The sequence below is a fragment of the Deltaproteobacteria bacterium GWC2_55_46 genome, assembly GCA_001595385.3.
GTDB lineage: Bacteria > Desulfobacterota > GWC2-55-46 > GWC2-55-46 > GWC2-55-46 > UBA5799.
Genome location: LVEI03000001.1, coordinates 1,447,755 through 1,465,306, shown reverse-complemented (window position 1 = coordinate 1,465,306; position 17,552 = coordinate 1,447,755). Strand labels below are relative to the sequence as shown.

19 protein-coding genes are annotated in these 17,552 nt (G+C 54.4%); 10 read left to right on the top strand and 9 right to left on the bottom strand.

Annotated features, from left to right (window positions below):
• Positions 1 to 52 precede the first annotated feature (52 nt).
• The gene (locus A2V21_306900; GenBank protein OIJ74014.1) at positions 53 to 1,000 is read right to left on the bottom strand and encodes a hypothetical protein; all 948 of its coding nucleotides are present in this window, start codon (positions 998 to 1,000) and stop codon (positions 53 to 55) included.
• Positions 1,001 to 1,109: 109 nt separating this feature from the next.
• Here A2V21_306900 and A2V21_306895 point away from each other — a divergent pair, with 109 nt between their 5' ends.
• Positions 1,110 to 1,280: a preprotein translocase subunit TatA gene (locus tag A2V21_306895; GenBank protein ID OIJ74013.1), complete on the top strand. Its 171-nt coding sequence runs from the start codon at positions 1,110 to 1,112 to the stop codon at positions 1,278 to 1,280.
• 6 nt (positions 1,281 to 1,286) lie between these two features.
• On the opposite strand, the gene A2V21_306890 is transcribed toward A2V21_306895, so the two are convergent.
• Positions 1,287 to 2,042, bottom strand: coding sequence for a hypothetical protein (locus A2V21_306890; protein OIJ74012.1), 756 nt, complete (start codon positions 2,040 to 2,042; stop codon positions 1,287 to 1,289).
• A 26-nt stretch (positions 2,043 to 2,068) separates the two neighbouring features.
• Entirely contained in the window at positions 2,069 to 3,361 is a 1,293-nt protein-coding gene (locus tag A2V21_306885) for a hypothetical protein (GenBank protein ID OIJ74011.1), read from the bottom strand.
• Between the two features lie 168 nt (positions 3,362 to 3,529).
• On the opposite strand from A2V21_306885, the gene A2V21_306880 reads away from it, so the two are divergent.
• Genes A2V21_306880 through A2V21_306870 form a run of 3 tightly spaced genes read left to right on the top strand, consistent with a single transcriptional unit; the run spans position 3,530 to position 6,313 of the window.
• The gene (locus tag A2V21_306880; GenBank protein OIJ74010.1) at positions 3,530 to 4,039 is read left to right on the top strand and encodes a hypothetical protein; all 510 of its coding nucleotides are present in this window, start codon (positions 3,530 to 3,532) and stop codon (positions 4,037 to 4,039) included.
• Positions 4,040 to 4,048: 9 nt separating this feature from the next.
• A complete protein-coding gene (locus A2V21_306875) occupies positions 4,049 to 5,599 on the top strand; it encodes a hypothetical protein (protein OIJ74009.1) in 1,551 nt (516 codons plus the stop codon).
• A gap of 30 nt (positions 5,600 to 5,629) precedes the next feature.
• Positions 5,630 to 6,313, top strand: a complete 684-nt coding sequence (locus tag A2V21_306870) for a 7-cyano-7-deazaguanine synthase QueC (protein OIJ74008.1) — start codon at positions 5,630 to 5,632, stop codon at positions 6,311 to 6,313.
• A gap of 180 nt (positions 6,314 to 6,493) precedes the next feature.
• Here A2V21_306870 and A2V21_306865 read toward each other — a convergent pair whose 3' ends face one another.
• The gene (locus A2V21_306865) at positions 6,494 to 7,072 is read right to left on the bottom strand and encodes a hypothetical protein (protein OIJ74007.1); all 579 of its coding nucleotides are present in this window, start codon (positions 7,070 to 7,072) and stop codon (positions 6,494 to 6,496) included.
• 34 nt (positions 7,073 to 7,106) lie between these two features.
• On the opposite strand from A2V21_306865, the gene A2V21_306860 reads away from it, so the two are divergent.
• Positions 7,107 to 8,258 carry a deoxyguanosinetriphosphate triphosphohydrolase gene (locus A2V21_306860; protein OIJ74006.1) on the top strand — a complete coding sequence of 384 codons (1,152 nt, stop codon included), beginning with the start codon at positions 7,107 to 7,109 and terminating at the stop codon, positions 8,256 to 8,258.
• 4 nt (positions 8,259 to 8,262) lie between these two features.
• On the opposite strand, the gene A2V21_306855 is transcribed toward A2V21_306860, so the two are convergent.
• The 3 genes from A2V21_306855 to A2V21_306845 form a co-directional block, all read right to left on the bottom strand.
• Positions 8,263 to 8,811, bottom strand: a complete 549-nt coding sequence (locus A2V21_306855) for a hypothetical protein (protein ID OIJ74005.1) — start codon at positions 8,809 to 8,811, stop codon at positions 8,263 to 8,265.
• Positions 8,808 to 9,659 (bottom strand): DNA methyltransferase, encoded by an 852-nt coding sequence (locus A2V21_306850; GenBank protein OIJ75093.1) that lies wholly within the window; start codon positions 9,657 to 9,659, stop codon positions 8,808 to 8,810. Before A2V21_306850 ends, A2V21_306855 begins: the two co-directional genes overlap by 4 nt.
• 89 nt (positions 9,660 to 9,748) lie before the next feature.
• Positions 9,749 to 9,979 (bottom strand): hypothetical protein, encoded by a 231-nt coding sequence (locus A2V21_306845; GenBank protein OIJ74004.1) that lies wholly within the window; start codon positions 9,977 to 9,979, stop codon positions 9,749 to 9,751.
• A gap of 159 nt (positions 9,980 to 10,138) precedes the next feature.
• Here A2V21_306845 and A2V21_306840 point away from each other — a divergent pair, with 159 nt between their 5' ends.
• A complete protein-coding gene (locus tag A2V21_306840; protein ID OIJ74003.1) occupies positions 10,139 to 10,432 on the top strand; it encodes a hypothetical protein in 294 nt (97 codons plus the stop codon).
• An 86-nt stretch (positions 10,433 to 10,518) separates the two neighbouring features.
• Here A2V21_306840 and A2V21_306835 read toward each other — a convergent pair whose 3' ends face one another.
• Both A2V21_306835 and A2V21_306830 read right to left on the bottom strand, forming a co-directional pair.
• Positions 10,519 to 12,510: a hypothetical protein gene (locus A2V21_306835; GenBank protein ID OIJ74002.1), complete on the bottom strand. Its 1,992-nt coding sequence runs from the start codon at positions 12,508 to 12,510 to the stop codon at positions 10,519 to 10,521.
• 68 nt (positions 12,511 to 12,578) lie between these two features.
• On the bottom strand, positions 12,579 to 12,872 hold the full coding sequence (locus A2V21_306830) for a hypothetical protein (protein ID OIJ74001.1): 294 nt from the start codon (positions 12,870 to 12,872) through the stop codon (positions 12,579 to 12,581).
• 236 nt (positions 12,873 to 13,108) lie between these two features.
• On the opposite strand from A2V21_306830, the gene A2V21_306825 reads away from it, so the two are divergent.
• From A2V21_306825 to A2V21_306810, 4 genes are all read left to right on the top strand, one after another.
• Positions 13,109 to 13,969 carry a bifunctional methylenetetrahydrofolate dehydrogenase/methenyltetrahydrofolate cyclohydrolase gene (locus A2V21_306825; protein ID OIJ74000.1) on the top strand — a complete coding sequence of 287 codons (861 nt, stop codon included), beginning with the start codon at positions 13,109 to 13,111 and terminating at the stop codon, positions 13,967 to 13,969.
• A gap of 30 nt (positions 13,970 to 13,999) precedes the next feature.
• Positions 14,000 to 14,686, top strand: a complete 687-nt coding sequence (locus A2V21_306820) for a hypothetical protein (protein ID OIJ73999.1) — start codon at positions 14,000 to 14,002, stop codon at positions 14,684 to 14,686.
• Positions 14,687 to 14,913: 227 nt separating this feature from the next.
• A complete protein-coding gene (locus tag A2V21_306815) occupies positions 14,914 to 16,407 on the top strand; it encodes a hypothetical protein (protein ID OIJ73998.1) in 1,494 nt (497 codons plus the stop codon).
• Entirely contained in the window at positions 16,404 to 17,552 is a 1,149-nt protein-coding gene (locus A2V21_306810) for a hypothetical protein (protein OIJ73997.1), read from the top strand. Before A2V21_306815 ends, A2V21_306810 begins: the two co-directional genes overlap by 4 nt.

Here is a 17,552-nt window from a genome sequence, read left to right as displayed (position 1 = left end):
TGACAACGGGGGAGGGCGTCTTGACGCCCTCCCCCCTGTTTTTTCTACGCTCCTAATTCTGGCGCCCGGCAGGCCCGATAATGTTATACATGAACTGCCCTTTTATGTTTATCTCTTCGACGGAAAAATTCGCCGGGAAGGGCGGGAATGGGGCTGCTATCCTGATGGCGGTCACCGCGGCGTCGTCGAGCATCGGGTAGCCTGAAGACCTCTCGAGCTTCACGTCAGATACGGTGCCGTCCTTCATTATCCTGAAGGTTATCCAGAGGCTCCCCTGCCAGCCGTTCCGGGCCGCCAGGTCCGGGTAGTCCCAGTAGAGCTCTATCTTCCTCTTCATGTCGAGTATGTACTTCTGGTACTTGAGCTCCGCGGTATTGAGCTGCAGGGTCTTGCCGACCTCGCCTGAAGGGGACTGGGCCTCATAGTTTTTTGTAAGCTCGGCAAGCCTTTCATCTGTCGGGTAAAGGTTCGGCCTGTTTTGCTCTGAGAAGACCCGGGGCCTGGCCGGTGTAACTGGCGTTGGCCTTGGCCTTGCCTCCTCCATGGTCTTCCCTTCAGCTCTGGGCGCGGTCCTTACTACCTCCTCCACGGGTTTAAGCGGCTGAGGGCTTGTCTCTTCGCTCTTCTTCGCAACCGGCCCCTCGACCGCCTTTAACGGCCTTTCGATCACCCTCGGCGCCTCACGCGATGGCGGAACAGGCTGGGGCGACTTTACCATTGGCGCAGGCGTTCCCCTTGGATAGGTCTCTTTTTTAACGCTCTGCTCCCTGTCGGCATAGACGGTTGGCCGCTTTTTCTCTGGAGATATGTTCTCTTTTATCGCCGGCGGGACCTCCGCGACAACAAGTGGCTTTTTCTCGGGTTTTGGATGGGGCAGATCTACGACCTCGACGGGTATCGGCGTAGTTTGCTTTTCCCTTTCAATAGAGGGTAAAAGGCTCACCAGGGCGGCGGCGGAGAGGTGCAAGAGCACCGAAAGTGCCAGGAAAATCAGCATCATTTGGCCCTTTGGGCCGCGGAAAGTTTTAATTGACATGCACCCTTAAATCTGTCAAGATTTAGTAGTACCTTTTACACATTATTTTACACAAAATCGCGGGGTTATACAAATGTTCGGGCTCGGCACCACAGAGCTTATCGTAATACTCATCATTATCCTTGTCCTTTTCGGCGCTGGCAAGCTCCCGGAGATCGGCTCAGGGCTTGGCAAGGCCATAAAGAACTTCAAGAAGGCCTCGAACGAACCGGAGCAGGACGAAAAAGAGAAGCTCAAGAAGTAAGCGCTTCTACCCCTTTCCCTTCCTTTCCTTATCCTCAAGTATTTCCTTTGCGGCCTGTTTTACTTCCGGATGGAGTGTAGTGTCCTCTGAGACTGCCAAAAGGTCCTGCTTAAGCAGGCCTTCCATGAGGGCGACAGAGACTCTCGGCGGGGTGTACGGGTTCCTTGAGACGGCCTTTGCCACGTCATAGCGCCTCGACCACTTTACATGGAGCGCCACGAGTTTTAGCGCGTGGGGCGAGTTAGGCCGTTTAGAGGCTATCTTCAAGACCTCCTTCTCGGTTATCCTCGGGTTATTGAGGAGGTTCTCAACGACTGCCGGGTCAGGGTCCGACAGGAGCTTTTCAAGGTTTCTTATGAGGTGGGATTTGGAGAGGCTCCTTCTTTCTCCGAGCGAAAGTTGTTCTGTCTTTACGAATTCCTCTTCCTCATAGCCGCTTACGCCTTCCTTATGCGGCTCGAACTCGGTAAAGAACCTCGATATCCTCACAAGCCCGAGCCGGAGCGAGGCGAGATAGATGGAGTCGTAGGTCGTCTGGCCAAGGGTTTGAAGGAGCCCGTCGTTGTCCACCATTATTGCGCGGACTATCGCGGCGCCTTTGTCCTTCGGCTCTTTTTCGTAGATTATGGCAAGGAGTCTTGCGCTCTGCTCAGGCGTGAGCGATGAGAGCGTTTTTGCGAAGAGGCCGAGCCTCATCCTGACCTCTGGCAGGGCCGCGATGTCGGAGAGGAACTTTTCCGCTATGCCCTCAAGATGACGCATCGGGTCTCTTACCTGGGTTAAGGAGGCTATCTTACGATATCGATGCCGTACTCGGTCACGCCTTCGGCGATATCGGTGAAGAGCACCATTACCGGAACAGTGCCCTTGGCAGGTATGACCCCTCCGGAGGGGTCTTTGAACGCTTTTATGAGCTCTTCTTTCGGGAGGTTCTTGAGGTCATCCGTTGACACCATCCTGCCGGGAGAGACCGAGCGCGAGCCGATGGTGTTGCCGTCCTCGTCATAGATAACGCCGGTTGCCGCCTTTATCTCCTGCGGTTCTCCGGTGATGTTCTTTACACGGGCCTGGATGACGAAGAACTTCCCGAAGTTCCTGTTCTCGGCGAAAAATCCGCTGATGTTCTCTATTTCCACCGTCTTGAGGGTGCTTGCGGCCGGCGGCATGAGCGCGCGGGCGAGCTTGTCTATCACGCCGCTATAGTATATGACCGCTCCGCCAAGCAGTACTATGAGGACGGCCAGAATAGGGGCGAGCCTTCCGGGGAACTGGCCCCTCGTGGGCTTGTGCTCCTCTTCAGGTTCATCGAAAGCCGGCAGCTCCTCTTTTGTGAGGCTCCGGGAGAGTATATCCTTGAACTCTTCACCCGGGGCTGCCGAAGCCTCTTTAACCACAGGCGACTCTGGCGCCGCGGCGGCCTTGCCCGCCCTCGTATAGCCAGAGGCAGAATATGGCGCGGCCTCTTTTGGAGGTTCAACCGGGTCTTCTACCGCGTCAAAGCCCGTGGGCCGCAGATCGTCATCGCCCTTGTCTACCGGATCATCGAAGCTGAAATCAGGCTCGTCTTTTTTCGGGGTATCATCCGTGCCTTCAGCATCAAAGCCGAAGGCTTCACCGGCGTCCCATCCTTCTTCCTTCTCCCTCTCCTCGGTCCTCTCCTCGCCGAAGGAGAAGTCTATGTCATTGAAGGAGAGTTTTTCGTCACCGGTATTCTCTTCACCGGCAAATGGCTCTTCCGCGGGGCTGCTGCCGGTCTCTGGCGCGCGGGCCTTCGCATCGCCAACGGTATTCTCATCAAAGTCAAAGGCCAGGTTCCGCTTGTTCTCTTCCCTGGGCCTTGCGGGGGCCTTCTCCCTGGAAGGCTCTCTTTTCGCGCCATCATCGAAGGAAGGGGAGGAAGTGGAGGGCGAGCTGCCGCCTGCGCCAAAGACTTCGTTAAGCTCTACCTCCTCGGCTGGCGGAGGAGGGGCCACTATGAAGACGTTCTGGCATTTTGTGCAACGGACCTTTACGCCGTTCCCGGTTATGCGCGAATCGTCCAGGCGGAACCTGGTCTCGCATTTATCGCATTGTATTATCATCTTCTGCCTGCTTGAATATGCCCGCGAAATCCCCGCGGTCTTTTGCGGGGAGGAACAAAAGTTTACTTATATTTAGCATACAGAAGAGCCTTAATTCAAGACAAACTCCTCCCTTGACAGCCTTGCCGCCTGATTATATCCTTAACTCAAAATCCTGGTGTATGAGATATGGACCTTTTGCCCTATATCCCTCCCGAGGGGATAGAGGAAATAGTAAAGAGAATAGCCGCCGAGATAAGCTCTGATTACAGGGGGCGCTCCCCCGTGGTCGTGGGTGTCCTCAAGGGAGCGTTCCTTTTTATCTCAGACCTGGTGCGTAGCCTTGCCGTAGACCACGAGGTCGACTTCATCCAGACCGCCTGCTACGGCATGCGGGACGTCCCTTCCGAGGAGGTGCTCATCCTCCGTGACGTGACGACCGACCTCAAGGGGCGCGACGTGATAATCGTCGAGGACATAATCGACAGGGGGCATACCGCGAGGGCGTTGAAAAAATACTTCTCTGACAAGGGCGCGGCCTCCGTAAAGGTCTGCGCCCTCCTTAAGCGCGATGGCGGCTCTCCCGAGGCAGCCGACTACCTCGGCGCTGTAATAGGGCGGGGCTTTGTAGTGGGCTATGGTATGGACTACAAGGAACGGTACAGGGGCCTTCCCGGCCTTTATTTAATCGAAGGATGAGGAGGAAGCGTGGATGGAACTGCCAGGCTGGTAAGGGCGCTCCTCACCCCGGAAGCCTTTCCTGAGCGCCCCACCGAACTCGAGCTGCGCCAGACCCACATCTCGTACCTTATCTTCACACCAGAGTTTGTCTACAAGATAAAAAAGCACGTGGATTTCGGCTTCCTTGACTTCACCACCCTTGAAAGGCGGCGTTTTTTCTGCGATGAGGAGGCGCGCCTCAACAGGAGGCTCGCGCCGGATACCTATCTCGACGTAATCGGCATAACCGAGCGGCATGGCAGCCCCTTCATGGGAGGCGATGGCGAGCCTGTAGAGTACGCCGTAAAGATGAGGAGGCTTCAGGAAAAAAAGATGCTTGGCCGCATGCTCGACGAGGGGGAGGCAACTGTCGAGGATATAAGAAGGGTCGCGGCGGCGGCCGCCGCATTCCATTTGAAGGCCGATTCAACCCCTTATATCTCGCGCTTCGGCTCTCTTGAGAGCATACGGAAGAACACGGAAGAGAACTTCGAGCAGACGACCGCGTTTGTGGGAAAGGGCCTGAGCGCCGCCCTTTACGGCAGGATAAGGGAGTTTACAGAGGGTTTCATCTCCGGCAACTCCCCCATGCTTGAAAGGCGGGTAAGGGAGGGCTTTATAAGGGATTGCCACGGCGACATGCACTCAGAGCATGTCTTTGTGGAGGACGGCATACAGATAATCGACTGCATAGAGTTCAACGAGCGCTTCAGGTACTCGGACGTTATAGCGGACATAGCCTTTCTTTCAATGGACCTCGACTTTCATAACAGGCACGGCCTTGGTAGAACCCTCGACAGCGCTTACTTCGAGAAGACCGGCGACTACGAAGGCAGGCGGCTTATGGACTTTTACAGGTGCTACCGGGCGTACGTAAGGGGCAAGGTCGAAGGCTTCAAGAGCCTTGAGCCGGAGGTGGACGATGGCGAAAGGGATAGCGCCTTTTTAAGGTCAGCCTACCACTTCTATCTTTCAGGGCTTTATGCCTCGGGCGGCTTTGGTCCCATGCTCATAGCCGTCGCAGGCCCGTCTGGCACGGGCAAATCGACCCTTGCCGCTGAGATATCGAAGCACACAGGCTTTGTACATCTCTCCTCTGACAGGATAAGAAAGGAGCTTGCCGGGCTCCCTATGGATGAGAGATGGCCCGAGCCCTTTGGCTTTGGGATCTATTCTGAAGGGTTCACGGAACGGACTTACGGGGAGCTTATAAGGCGGGGCGCGCGATTTTTAAGCGAGGGGCGCTCCGTAGTCCTTGACGCTACATTCGGGAGAAGGGCGTTTGTCTTGAAGGCGAAGCAGACAGCCGAACGTATGCATGCGCAGTTCCGGGTAGTAGAGTGTACTGCTTTAAATTCGACCATTAAAGAGCGCCTTTTATCGAGGCAGGCGGCCCCAGGCGCCTCTGACGCAGACTGGGAGATATATATCAGGCAGAAGGCCGTTTTCGAAGAGATAAAAGAGGCGCACGCCAGGGCAAAGGCAGAGGAGCCCTTGCCGGAAAGGTCGAAGGCGGTCTTTCGCTCAATTTTCGGTTGACCTTTTTCCGCCTTATGCTTTAATTCCCTAATGGCAAAAGCGGTTGTGCTATTAAGCGGCGGGATGGACAGCGCGGTTACCGCGGCGGTTGCCGCCTCACTTGGCGAATGCGCCGTCCTGCATGTGAACTACGGCCAGCGCACCGAAGGAAGGGAGCTCAGGGCTTTTAACGATATAGCCAGGTTCTACGGGGTAAAGGAGCGCCTCGTGGTAGACATAAGCCATCTTAAGCTCATCGGCGGCTCGGCCCTCACGGACAGGAATATCGATGTGCCCCAGGGCGACCTCAAAAGAACGGACGTTCCGGTGACCTATGTCCCATTCAGGAACGCTCACCTCCTTTCGATAGCGGTCTCGTGGGCAGAGGTCATAGGCGCGAGCGAAATATACATAGGGGCTGTCGAGGAGGATAGCTCCGGGTACCCGGACTGCACAAGAAGGTTCTTCGATTCTTTCGAGCAGACCGCCAACCTCGGCACGAAGCCGGAGACCGGGATAAGGATAGTGACCCCGCTTATAAACTTGAGAAAATCTGATATAGTGAAAAAGGGGCTGAGCCTTGGCGCGCCCATGCACCTTACCTGGTCGTGCTACAAGGAAGAAGACGAGGCCTGCGGGGAGTGCGACTCCTGCCTTCTGCGCCTGCGCGGCTTCAGCGAGGCAGGTGTTGCGGACCCGATACCCTACAGAAGACGAAAGGACCTGAAAGGATGACCTTCAAGGAATTTTTAAAGACCAAAAAGAGCATCGACACAGAGGGGAAAAACGTCTTTGAGTTCATGGACGATCACTACGACGAGTACATGGACTATCTGAAGAACCTGAAGGACGGGTGCTCGAAGTAGTGCCCGCCTTGCCAGGCCTCTTACCTTTTGGGGCCAGCGGCAAAGAACGTCACGGGAAGGGATAAGGATAGGGGTATAGAGGGTTCCTGTATGGGCCAAACGGGTAGTTCGGGCCATACGGGTATGATGGTCCATAGGGCCCATAAGGATAGGGGCCATATGGCCCGTAAGGGCCGTAATAGTTGGGTTCGTAATATTCGCTCAACGGCTCAAAGGTGCGGATCTCGATAGGCGTGATGATGGGATAGGGATAGTCCATCTTTCCTATCTTCCTGCGCTCGATGCTCTTTACGGTACCGGCTACCGTTATCCTCTTGTTCTTGGAGAATATGTTGGTGTCGAGATAGCCTGGGGACTGGAGTACGAACCTGCCCTTTGAAGAGCCGTCCTCAGGGCGTTCGTCAAAGGCGAGCTCGGTCTCAAGTATCTCTATCTCTGTTACCTCTTCAAGGTTCTCAGAGTTAAGGATGATGCCGCCCCACAGGACCTTTGCCCCGGCGTACCGCTCAGGGTGGGCCTGCACCATGTCTATCGTGATGTCGCGGTCTACCTCTTTCAGCACGCTCTTCGGGATGACCGAGCACCCTGCGAGCAGAAACGATGCGAGGGCAATGATGAGGGCTCTCATAATTTAGATTTTATTACCATCCGGGGAATTGTCAATGCCTAAGACACCGAACTATCTGGAATTGGAATCACAGCGTCTGGCCCCTTACGCGGCCAAGAGCGGCGCTTCAAGGGGCAGAAAATACCCTGAAGCAGAGCACCCTTTCAGGACACCTTTTCAGAGGGACAGGGACAGGATAATCCACTGCCACGCCTTCAGGCGGCTTGAGTACAAGACCCAGGTATTCGTCTACCACGAGGGCGATCACTACAGGACCAGGCTGACCCATACCATCGAAGTCGCTCAGATATCGAGGACGATCGCCCGCGCCCTCGGCTTGAACGAAGACCTCGCCGAGGCGATAGCCCTGGCCCACGACCTGGGGCATCCGCCCTTCGGGCATACGGGCGAGGACGCCCTTAACAGCCTGATGGAAGGGCACGGCGGCTTCGAGCACAACGCCCAGAGCCTACGCATCGTCCAGGAGCTTGAGAAGAAGTACCCGGCCTTCAGCGGCCTTAACCTTACCTTTGAGGTGAGGGAAGGAATTGTAAAACACTCTTCAGAGCACGACCGCCCCGGAGTAAACTCAGAGTATGAAAAGGGCAAGTCCCCCTGCCTTGAGGCGCAGATAGTCGATATAGCCGACGAGATAGCCTACAACAACCACGACATAGACGACGGCCTATCATCCGAGATGATAGAGCCGGAAACGCTCGGCGAGGTCGCCATCTGGCAGGAGCACCTGAGCGAGGTGAAAAGGCAGTTCCCGAAGGAACCCTTCAAGGTGCTCACCTCTCAGACGATCATAAAGATAATAAACGCGCAGGTAACAGACCTGGTGGAGAGCATCACGAGGACGATAGAGGAAGAAGGGATAGGTTCGCTCGAAGACGTGCGCGCGAGGAAGACGATCGCCCGCTTTAGCCTCGGCATGGAGGCGAAGAACAGGGAGCTTAAGAGGTTCCTCAAGGCGAACCTCTATACCCACCACAGGGTCATACGGATGGCCGACAAGGCACGGAGGATCCTCCGTAACCTCTTTATGGTCTATATGAGGGAGCCCAAGCTCCTGCCGCCAAAGACCTGCATGGAGATAGAGAGGATCGGCAAGGAAAGGGTCATCTGCGATTACATCGCGGGCATGACCGACAGGTTTGCCCTCGATGAGTTTAAAAAGCTTTGGGATCCGTACGAGAAGGTTTAACGGGTTAGGAAAGAGTTGGTGTTGTCGGTAGTCCTAACCATGACAAAGGGAGTTCATTGAATTTGTAATGGCAATTGACGCTATGGATATACGCCAACACATCCTTATACGCTGGTTTTTTAAACCAATCACACAGCACATAAACATATTCAACTTTTAGGCCGAGTGGGGCAACCAATTTTAAATATTGTTTGCGTTTAAAATCGCACGTTTGCAATTTTTCGTCAACTGAGCCTGCAACCTGTTGATATTTGACTTCAATAATGAACAAGGTTTCTCGTACAATTACGAGAAGGGCATCATCTGGCAATAATTGCTTTGAGAGCATATGCTTCCAATTTATGCCCTCTCCAGTCAGGAATTTATAAAAATCATGTTTCCTGAAACACCTTGCGACGAGATTATTCTCAAAAAACACTCCCAAGCCGGCCTTATGTGGTACTTTTTTCAACGCATATCCGGGAATCGCCTTCAGAAGCTCTTGAAAATCAACTTTCTTCTCAAAACATAAGCCTGTAATTGTGTTGCATCCGCCTGTGCCGCCGGTCTTCATAATGCCTCGTCCCCGCAACAGAATGTTAGATTTTGTCCTCTGATAGCTTGCTCAAGGCGTTTTTTTGAAAGACTTAAGTATTCTTCCTCGAGGTCAATGCCAACATATTTTCTATTCAATAAAGCTGACGCGACTCCAGTGGTCGAGCTTCCGCAAAAAGGATCAAGTACAAGGTCGCCTTCCAGTGTGGAAGCAAGAATGATTCTTTTTAATAAATCAGTCGGCTTTTGGGTCGGGTGTTTGCCAAATTTCTTTTCTGCCGCAAGCGGTGCGGATATTTCCCAGACATTCCGCATTTGCTTGCCGACATTAATCTTCTTCATTAACTGATAATTGAAGCAATGCTTCCCTTTGGCATTTTTGACGGCCCACAAGACGATTTCCGTTGAGTGAGTAAAATATCGACAGGACAGGTTAGGCGGCGCATTCCTTTTATACCAGACAATATCGTTCAGGATCTTGAAGCCAAGCTCCTGCATCGCGAAGCCGATGGAATAGATGATGTGCGTTGTTCCAGAAACCCAAATAGTACCATTCGGCTTTAGAACGCGCTGGCAGGCCGCGAGCCATTCAAGGTTAAACTGGTGGTTCTCCTTTATTCCCTTAGACTGATCCCATTTGCCCTTATTTACCGAAACCATTTTTCCTGCGTGGCAGGTAATTCCACCGTTCGACAGAAAATATGGTGGGTCGGCAAAGATCATATCAACACTGTTTTCACGAGCGCGATTAAGCACCTCGATACAATTGCCCTGCAAAAGCCTTACATGATGCTTATCATCGTTGAAATATACGGAATAGGGCTTTTCCCCATAGGCACTTGTCTCTTCAAAATTGAAAAGCTCTATACTGCCTTCTGGAGTTACATAAACGACTTCATTTTTTGCCCTTTTGGGCGTACTCTTTTTAGTTGCTCTGCTTTTGGACATCTGTTCTTCTAAATCCCTTTAAAAAGGTCTGAAATTTTTGAATTGAGGGCATCTGCTATCTTGAAAAGAATTTTAAGCGACGGATACCGTATGCCCCGTTCTATCTGGCCGATGTAGCTGGTGTGTATATCAGCCTTCTCAGCAAGGGCTTCTTGCGTGTGCCCCTTCTGCTCCCTTAGTCTCTTTATGGTCTGACCAAGGGCAATACATCTCTCATCGGCTGGTTGCTTTTTTCCCATGTCTCAGGAGTATAAGATTTTTAAAGGGTATAATTACAGAGACTATATGTAATAATGATAATGGGTGAATGGCAGCTCGCGCGGGCATGATTTTAATTGAAGATTTCCGCGCGATATAGTATCCTTATAGAAATTCTTTAGCTTTTTTCAGGAGGTTTTATGGGTGAAGGTTGCGGAAGCTGCGGGCCTGCCGGTGGCGGACCGTTTTCAGAAGGGTTGGAGCTTGTGGAGTTCGTCTATAACGCCCACGGCGGCGGAGTGAGGAACGCGCCTATCCCGGACGGCGGGCTTAATGCCAAGTGCCAGGGCTGCGGAGAGGCCTTCGTGTTGAAGACCTTCGTTGGAAAATGCCCCAAGTGCGGCGGGGTGCACGCGGTTTCTCCCCCGAGGTGCGACGACCCGGCTAATATCCAGTTCGCTGGCGCGGGATATAAACTCCCCAACGAGAGATAATAGAGATTATCAGATGAGATTAAAAAACCCCCTCCAGTGTTGGAGGGGGTTTTTTTTATCTGGCTTGAGCCAACACATGAACCGGCTCAGTCCCTTCCTTCCGGCAGCGGGCACCTGTCTTTTAGCATCTTGAAGGCCCCGGCGAGCTGGGCGTGGCTACCGAGTATGACGAGGATGTCGCCAGCCTCTATCCTGAAATCCGGCGCAGGGTTGGTATTTGCCCCGGCGCCGCGGGATATTGCGATGATGGAGGCCCCGGTGCTCTTCCGTAGATCGAGCTCCTTTATGGTAAGACCGGCTACCGAGCAGGCCGCGTCCACATAATAGGTGTCCATCACGGTCTTCTCAAGGATAGCGGAAAGGCGCGAGAGCTTGTCGCTCATAAGGGACGGGTTTCGAAGCATCGCGTAGCCCTCCTCCCTGATGAGGTCTATCTGGTTCTGTATGATGTTCGTGGGTATCCTGTAGTCCTTCAGGACCCTCGCGAATATCTCTACCGACGTCTCGAACTCCTCCGGTATCACCTGGTTGGCGCCGAGCCTGTACAGCTCTTCTACCTCTTTTATATATCTCGTACGCACAAGCACCGATACAGCCGGGTTCATCTCGCGCGCGGTCTTCACGATGACCCTCGTGCTTATGGGGTCTGATATGGCGGTAACGACCATCTTGGCCTTGTCAACGCCGAGCCTTTTGAAGACCTCAGGGTGGCTCGCGTCTCCGAAATAGGCGGCGTGCCCCTCTGCCTTGGCCGCCTTCACCCTCTCCATGTTCATCTCCATTATCACATGGTGTATGCCGGTTTCCTTCAAGACCCTGGCGAGGTTTCGCCCATTCAGGCCGTAGCCGATGATTATCACATGGTTGGACATGTGGCTTTTGGTTTGCCCCTCGCGCCCCCCGCCCTTGCCGATGCGCCTGCCGATATCATACGCCAGCCCCGCCGACCTCTGGTAGATGAACGGCGTAAGCGCCATGCTTATTATAGAGGCCGCCAGGAGCGACTGGTAGAGCCCGTGGTTTAAAAGGTTATAATCCTGCCCCATATTCATGAGGATGAAGGAGAACTCGCCTATCTGGGCGAGGTTCAAGCCGACGATGACCGAAAGCCTCAGGGGGTACTTCATGATCTGCCCCACCCCGACTACTATAAGGGCCTTGACGGCTATTATCGCCACTACCAGCAGCGCAACCCACCCTATCTGTCCGTAGAAATAGCTCAGGTCGAGGAGCATGCCGATGGACATGAAAAAGAGGCTTGAGAAGGTATCCCTGAACGGGATGACCTCGGCGACTATCTGGTTGGAGTACTCGGACTCTGAGATGGCCAATCCGGCGATGAAGGCCCCGAGGGCAAGGGAGAGTCCGAAAAGGGAGGTAAACCAGGCGGTGCCGAGGCAGACAAGGACGATGGTGAGGATGAATACCTCCCTGTTCCTGAGCTTCACGACCTGGTCAAAGAGCCTTGGAATGAACCAGACTACCGCGGCGACTATTATCGCGAAGGCCGCGAAGGAAAGACCCAGTTTCTTTGTGATATCGAAGGGAGAGGCCCCGTCGTCTATCCCTATCGACTGGAGCACCATGACCATCAGGACCACTGCAAGGTCCTGGAATAGGAGCACGCCCACCGAGAAGTTCCCCTGCGGGGTGTTGACCTCTCCCTTGTCTGCCAATAATTTCAGGACTATCGCGGTTGACGAAAGGGAGATGATAAAGCCCAGGAGCAGGGCCACGGATAAATTCTGGCCGAGGATAAGGGATATCGCCATGACCAATATGACGGTGAGCCCCACCTGGAAGCCGCCGCCCATTATGCCTTCGCGCCTTATGTTGAGGAGCTTTGCTATCGAGAACTCTAATCCGATGGTGAAAAGAAGGAGGACTACGCCTATCTGGGCAAGGAGCTCTACGGTGTGCGTGTCCCTGACAAGCGCGAAGCCGTAAGGGCCGATTATTACGCCGGTCAGAAGAAAGCCGACCACGGTAGGCAGCCCGAACCTGGTGAGGAGCATGCTTAGCGGCACCGAGACCGCCATCAGTATGACTATGTCCCTTAGAAGGGGTATGTTCTCCATCTCAGCTCTTTACAGGCATGAAATAAGTCCATTTAAAAAAATGCTTATTGAAGGACTGTCCGGGCGAGTTACTTCTTTTCAGAGGCCTCTTTGTGCTTTAGTTTCTTTATCTCATCCTCGATGGCCTCAGTTTCCGCCTCTATCTTCTTTATCTCCTCTATGGCCTTCTGTACCTCAGGCTTCTGGAGGGGGTTTTCCCAGGGGAGCTTGGCCGATTCATAGACTATCCCGCCTATTTCCTTGAAGCGCCTCTCCGCGTCCTTATGGAGGTTGTGTACGCGCAGGCGCAGCTTGCCGATCCTGGCGCTCTCTTTTACCGCGGACCAGCTCTCTTCCATGGCCCGTTTAAGCTCGTCGTTCATACGGTCCCAAAAACCCATTATCCCTCCTTTCCCTTGTACACCAGATAGAAAAAGAAAAACGAATTCAAAACCTTCCGCCTCTGATAATAAAGCATTGCCGTTACATCCTGTCAAGTGTTTGGAACAAAACATCCCCGGAACGGACAGGCGCCGGGTATATGACCCTTTTCCCCAAATATGCTTTGCAAAACCGGCCCTGTTAAAGTATACTTCCTTAAAAAACCACCTGAAATCCTATGGAAAACGTGAAGAGCGCGAAGATAATCGACGGCAAGGAGATAGCCGCCCAGGTAAGGGGCGAGCTAAAGACCGAGATACAGAGACTGAAGGAAAAGACCGGCACAACCCCCGGGCTTACGGTCGTCCTGGTCGGAGAGAACCCGGCATCTGTCGTATATGTCAGGAACAAGATCAAGGCCTGCGAAGAGGTGGGCATAAGGTCCACCCATCACAAGCTCCCTGAGAGCACGACACAGGCGGAACTACTTGATCTCATACGTGAACTTAACGCCTCGAAAGAGGTCCACGGCATACTTGTCCAGCTCCCGTTGCCAAAGCATATCGACGAAGAGGCGATACTCGAAGAGATATCCCCCATGAAGGACGTGGACGGCTTCCACCCTTATAATATGGGCCGCCTCATGATAGGAAACCCGGTACTTCAGCCCTGCACGCCCTTTGGCGTGATGAGGCTCATAGACTCTACCGGGGTAGACCTCTCCGGCAAGGAGGCCGTTGTCGTTGGCAGGAGCAACATAGTGGGCAAACCCATGGCGATGATGCTCCTCAAGAGGAACGCGACCGTGACCGTCTGCCATTCAAAGACAAAGGGGCTGCCCGAGAGGGTAAGGGCTGCTGACGTCGTTGTGGCCGCCGTCGGCAGGGCCGAGTTCGTAAAGGGAGACTGGATAAAAAAGGGCGCTATAGTGATAGACGTGGGCATAAACCGCACGAGCGAAGGGAGGCTGGTGGGCGACGTGGACTTTGAGGGTGCTTCCGAACACGCGGCCTTCATAACCCCCGTGCCAGGCGGCGTGGGGCCCATGACCATAGCCATGCTCCTTAAAAACACCGTTGAAGCGGCGAAACGCGCCTGACAGGCCTTTAAGCCCGCTCATATCCTAAAAATGATAATCACTAAAAAGAAGGACATAGAGGCTGTAGCCGCCTCTTTAAATGGAAAGAAGAGCGTTTACCTCTTTGGCTGTGACTCATGCGCCGAGCAGTGCGCCACAGGCGGTAAAAAAGAGGTTACGGAGATGACCCGTGCCCTCGAGGAGAGGGGCTTTAAGGTCCTCGGAAGCTCTATTCCAGCGGAGACATGCTACAGGCAGCTGGTGCTCAAGACGTACAGGGAGGACGAGGCCGCGAAAAAGGCGGAAGCCGTCCTTGTGCTCGCCTGCGGCGCTGGCGTAAGGACGATCGCTGACGTGGCCGACGAGACCCAGCCTGTGCTCCCGGCCCTCGATTCGACCTTTCTCGCAACCGTCGAGCGCTTCGGCAGGTTCTTCGAGGGATGCGCCCTTTGCGGCGAGTGCGTCCTTGCGGAGACCGGCGCCATATGCCCGCATACCGAATGTCCCAAGGGGCTCCTGAACGGCCCGTGCGGCGGCGTGGCCGACGGCATGTGCGAAGTATACCTTGACAGAGAGTGCGCCTGGGTGAGCATCTACAATAGACTCAAGAAGCAGGGGCGCCTTGATGTTTTAAGGAAGATAGCCGCGCCCAAGGACCACTCGGTCGGGATTAGGCCGAGGAAGGTGCTCTTGCGCGAGCCTGCCAGGACAGCCGACAGGAAAGATAAAAAGGGCTGATACCTCTTTAGCAGGCTGTTGAAAAACAGCCTGCTAAAGCAATCCATGGACGGATTGCCAGATTGCGAGACTTGAAAAGCCGGGCAATCTGTAAGATTTGGACTGATTCACTCAGGCCAAATCGTAGTTGAAAAAGTCCCGGATGGACTTTTTCAACATCCTGTTAGTGCGTTCAATCTCTGTCCGGCCATTATGGGGCCATCTTGACCCTCTTTCGTTTTCTTCTAATGCGTAAGCTCCTTACACTCATACTTCCGGCCGTTTTCGTTTTCGCCTCATCATGCGGCGCGCAAGCGGCAGAGCGCCTTGAGCTCTCCTTCTCCCAGGGGATCGAGATGCTCCTTGAGAACAACCTCGACCTGAGCGTGCAGAGGATAGAGCCCAGGATAGCCGACGCTCGCGTCCTAAGCGCCATCGGCGGCTTTGATATGGAGGTCTTCGGCTCTTTCTCGAGGCAGGACAGATCGACCCCTTTGAGCGCGCGCTCAAGTGTCGCCGCCGGCGGCTTAAGCTCCGTTGAGTCGGAGTCATACGGCCTTGAAGCGGGCCTGACAGGGAAGACGTATTTCGGCACGGAGTATACCCTCAAGACGAACAGCAGCTGGACGGCCGATACCTTCAACGACTTCGAGTTCCAGTACGAGTCCTTCTCCGGCGTATCGATAACGCAGCCTCTTCTGAGGGGGTTCGGCGAGGCCAGCCTCCTGGAGGTGACGCTTGCGCGAAAGGACAGAGAGATATCCGGGCACGAGCTTGGGCGCGCCATCCTTGACGCCGTCTCAGGGTACGGGGAGGCATGGTGGGCCCTCATGGAGGCGCGGAGCGCTCTTGCCGCGAGGGTAGAATCTCTAAAGCTCGCGGAGGTGCTCCTGTACGTGAACAGGAAAAAGCTCGAGGCAGGGGCGATATCCCGCCTTGAGCTGGTGCAGGCCGAATCTGCCGCCGCGTCGAGAAAGGAAGACGTGCTCGTTGCGGAAAAGGCGGTCCAGTCCGGTGAAAGGGCGCTTAAAGAGCTCCTCTCAAAAGACGCTTACGCCATAAGCGGAAAAGAGATCGTGCCTGTGGGCGATGGAACTCTTCGGCCAGCCGGAGGCAGCCTCAGGGAAGCCGTCAATTCCGCGATAGAGGCAAGGCCTGAGTACCTTGAAGCGAAGAGCGTCCTTGAGAGGAACAACATAGAGATAAGGTACACGGAAAACCAGACCTACCCTGAGGTAGACCTCGAGGCGAGCTACGGCTACAACGGACTCGGTGATTCATTTTCAGATTCCTTCAGCAACCTTGATGACAACCCGGAATGGAGGCTTGGCCTCCTCTTCAGATATCCGCTTGGCTCACGGGGCGCTCGCGGAGAGCTTGAGGCTGCAAGGCTTCAGGCGTTACAATCGAAGATACGGCTCAAACGCATTGAGCAGGGGATGATACTCAAGCTCGACGAGGCCTTGAAGGAAATAGCGACGGATGCAAAGAGGCTGGAAGCCGCGGGGGAGGCTGTAAGGCTCGCGGAAGAGACCCTCTCTGCAGAGGAAAAAAAGCTCGAGGCCGGCAGGTCGACTACCTTTAACGTGCTGAGGATCCAGGACGACCTCCTGCAATCCCGGCTCAAGAGGCTGGCGGCGGTCTCGGACTATAATAAGGTGCTCCTTAGATTCTACAGGGAAAAAGGCACACTCCTTGAGGAGCTGGGGATAAACATCAAAAGCGCTTCAGAGGTGAGATGACTAAAAAGTGGTACGCTATAATAGCCGCGGTTGCGGCAATATCCGCCGCGGCTCTATTCGCCTTGAGCGGCGGAGACAAGGAGAAGGACACTGAGCCGCTTAAGACGGCGAAGGTCGCCATAGGCACCTTGAAGATGGAGGCCATGGCCAACGGGACTGTAAACCCGGAGGTCGAGGTCGTCGTCAAGAGCAAGGCCGGGGGAGAGATAATCGACTTCCCTTTCAACGAAGGCGACCTCGTTAAAAAGGGCGACGTCGTAGTGCGCCTCGACCCGCAGACAGAGGAGGCCAGGGCAAAGCAGGCCGAGGCGGCCCTCCTGATGTCGGAGGCGAGGCTTGAGAAGGCCGGGATATCCCGGAAGGACGCGGACGTAAGGCTTCAGAGGCAGAGGAGGCTTTTTGAGGAGGGCATCATATCAAGGCAGGAGCTCGATGATGCCGAGATAGGCTTTTTGAAGGCCGGGTCTGACGTAAAGCTCTCCGAGGCCGAGCTCATGCAGACAAAAGAGGCCTTGAAAGAGGCGAGAGAACGTCTTGCTGACACGAAGATAAAGGCGCCCTTCGCTGGTACCGTATTAAAGAAGTTCGTGGACAGGGGGCAGGTGATATCTTCCACCCTCTCCTCGGCCTCCGAGGGGACTCAGATATTCAGCATGGCGAACCTCGATAACATCTTCGTCACGGCTAACATAGATGAGGTGGACATAGCGAGGATAAGGCCCGGTCAGCAAACCGTTATAAAGGTAGACTCCCTTCCGGAAAAGGAGTTCGCAGGCGTGGTAGAGCGGGTAGCGCCGAAGGGCAGGACAGAGATGACCGTCACGGTCTTCGATGTCGTCGTAAGGGTCATTGACAGGGAAAAATCGCTTTTAAGGCCCGGCATGACAGCGGACGTGAGCATTGTGACGAGCGTAAGGAAGGACGCTCTCCTTGTGCCGAGGGAGGCGGTCAAGACCAAAGGGGCGAAGACCGGTGTATATGTTGTTAAAGGCGGAGAGCCCGAGTTCGTGGAAGCCGAGACAGGCGACACCGACGGCGTTGCCACTGAAATAAAGGGCGGGGTCGCGGAAGGCGCCGAGGTGGTCACCTCTCCGGTAAATTCAGAGAATAAAAAAGAGAACGGGAAGAGAAGGCTCTTCTTTTAA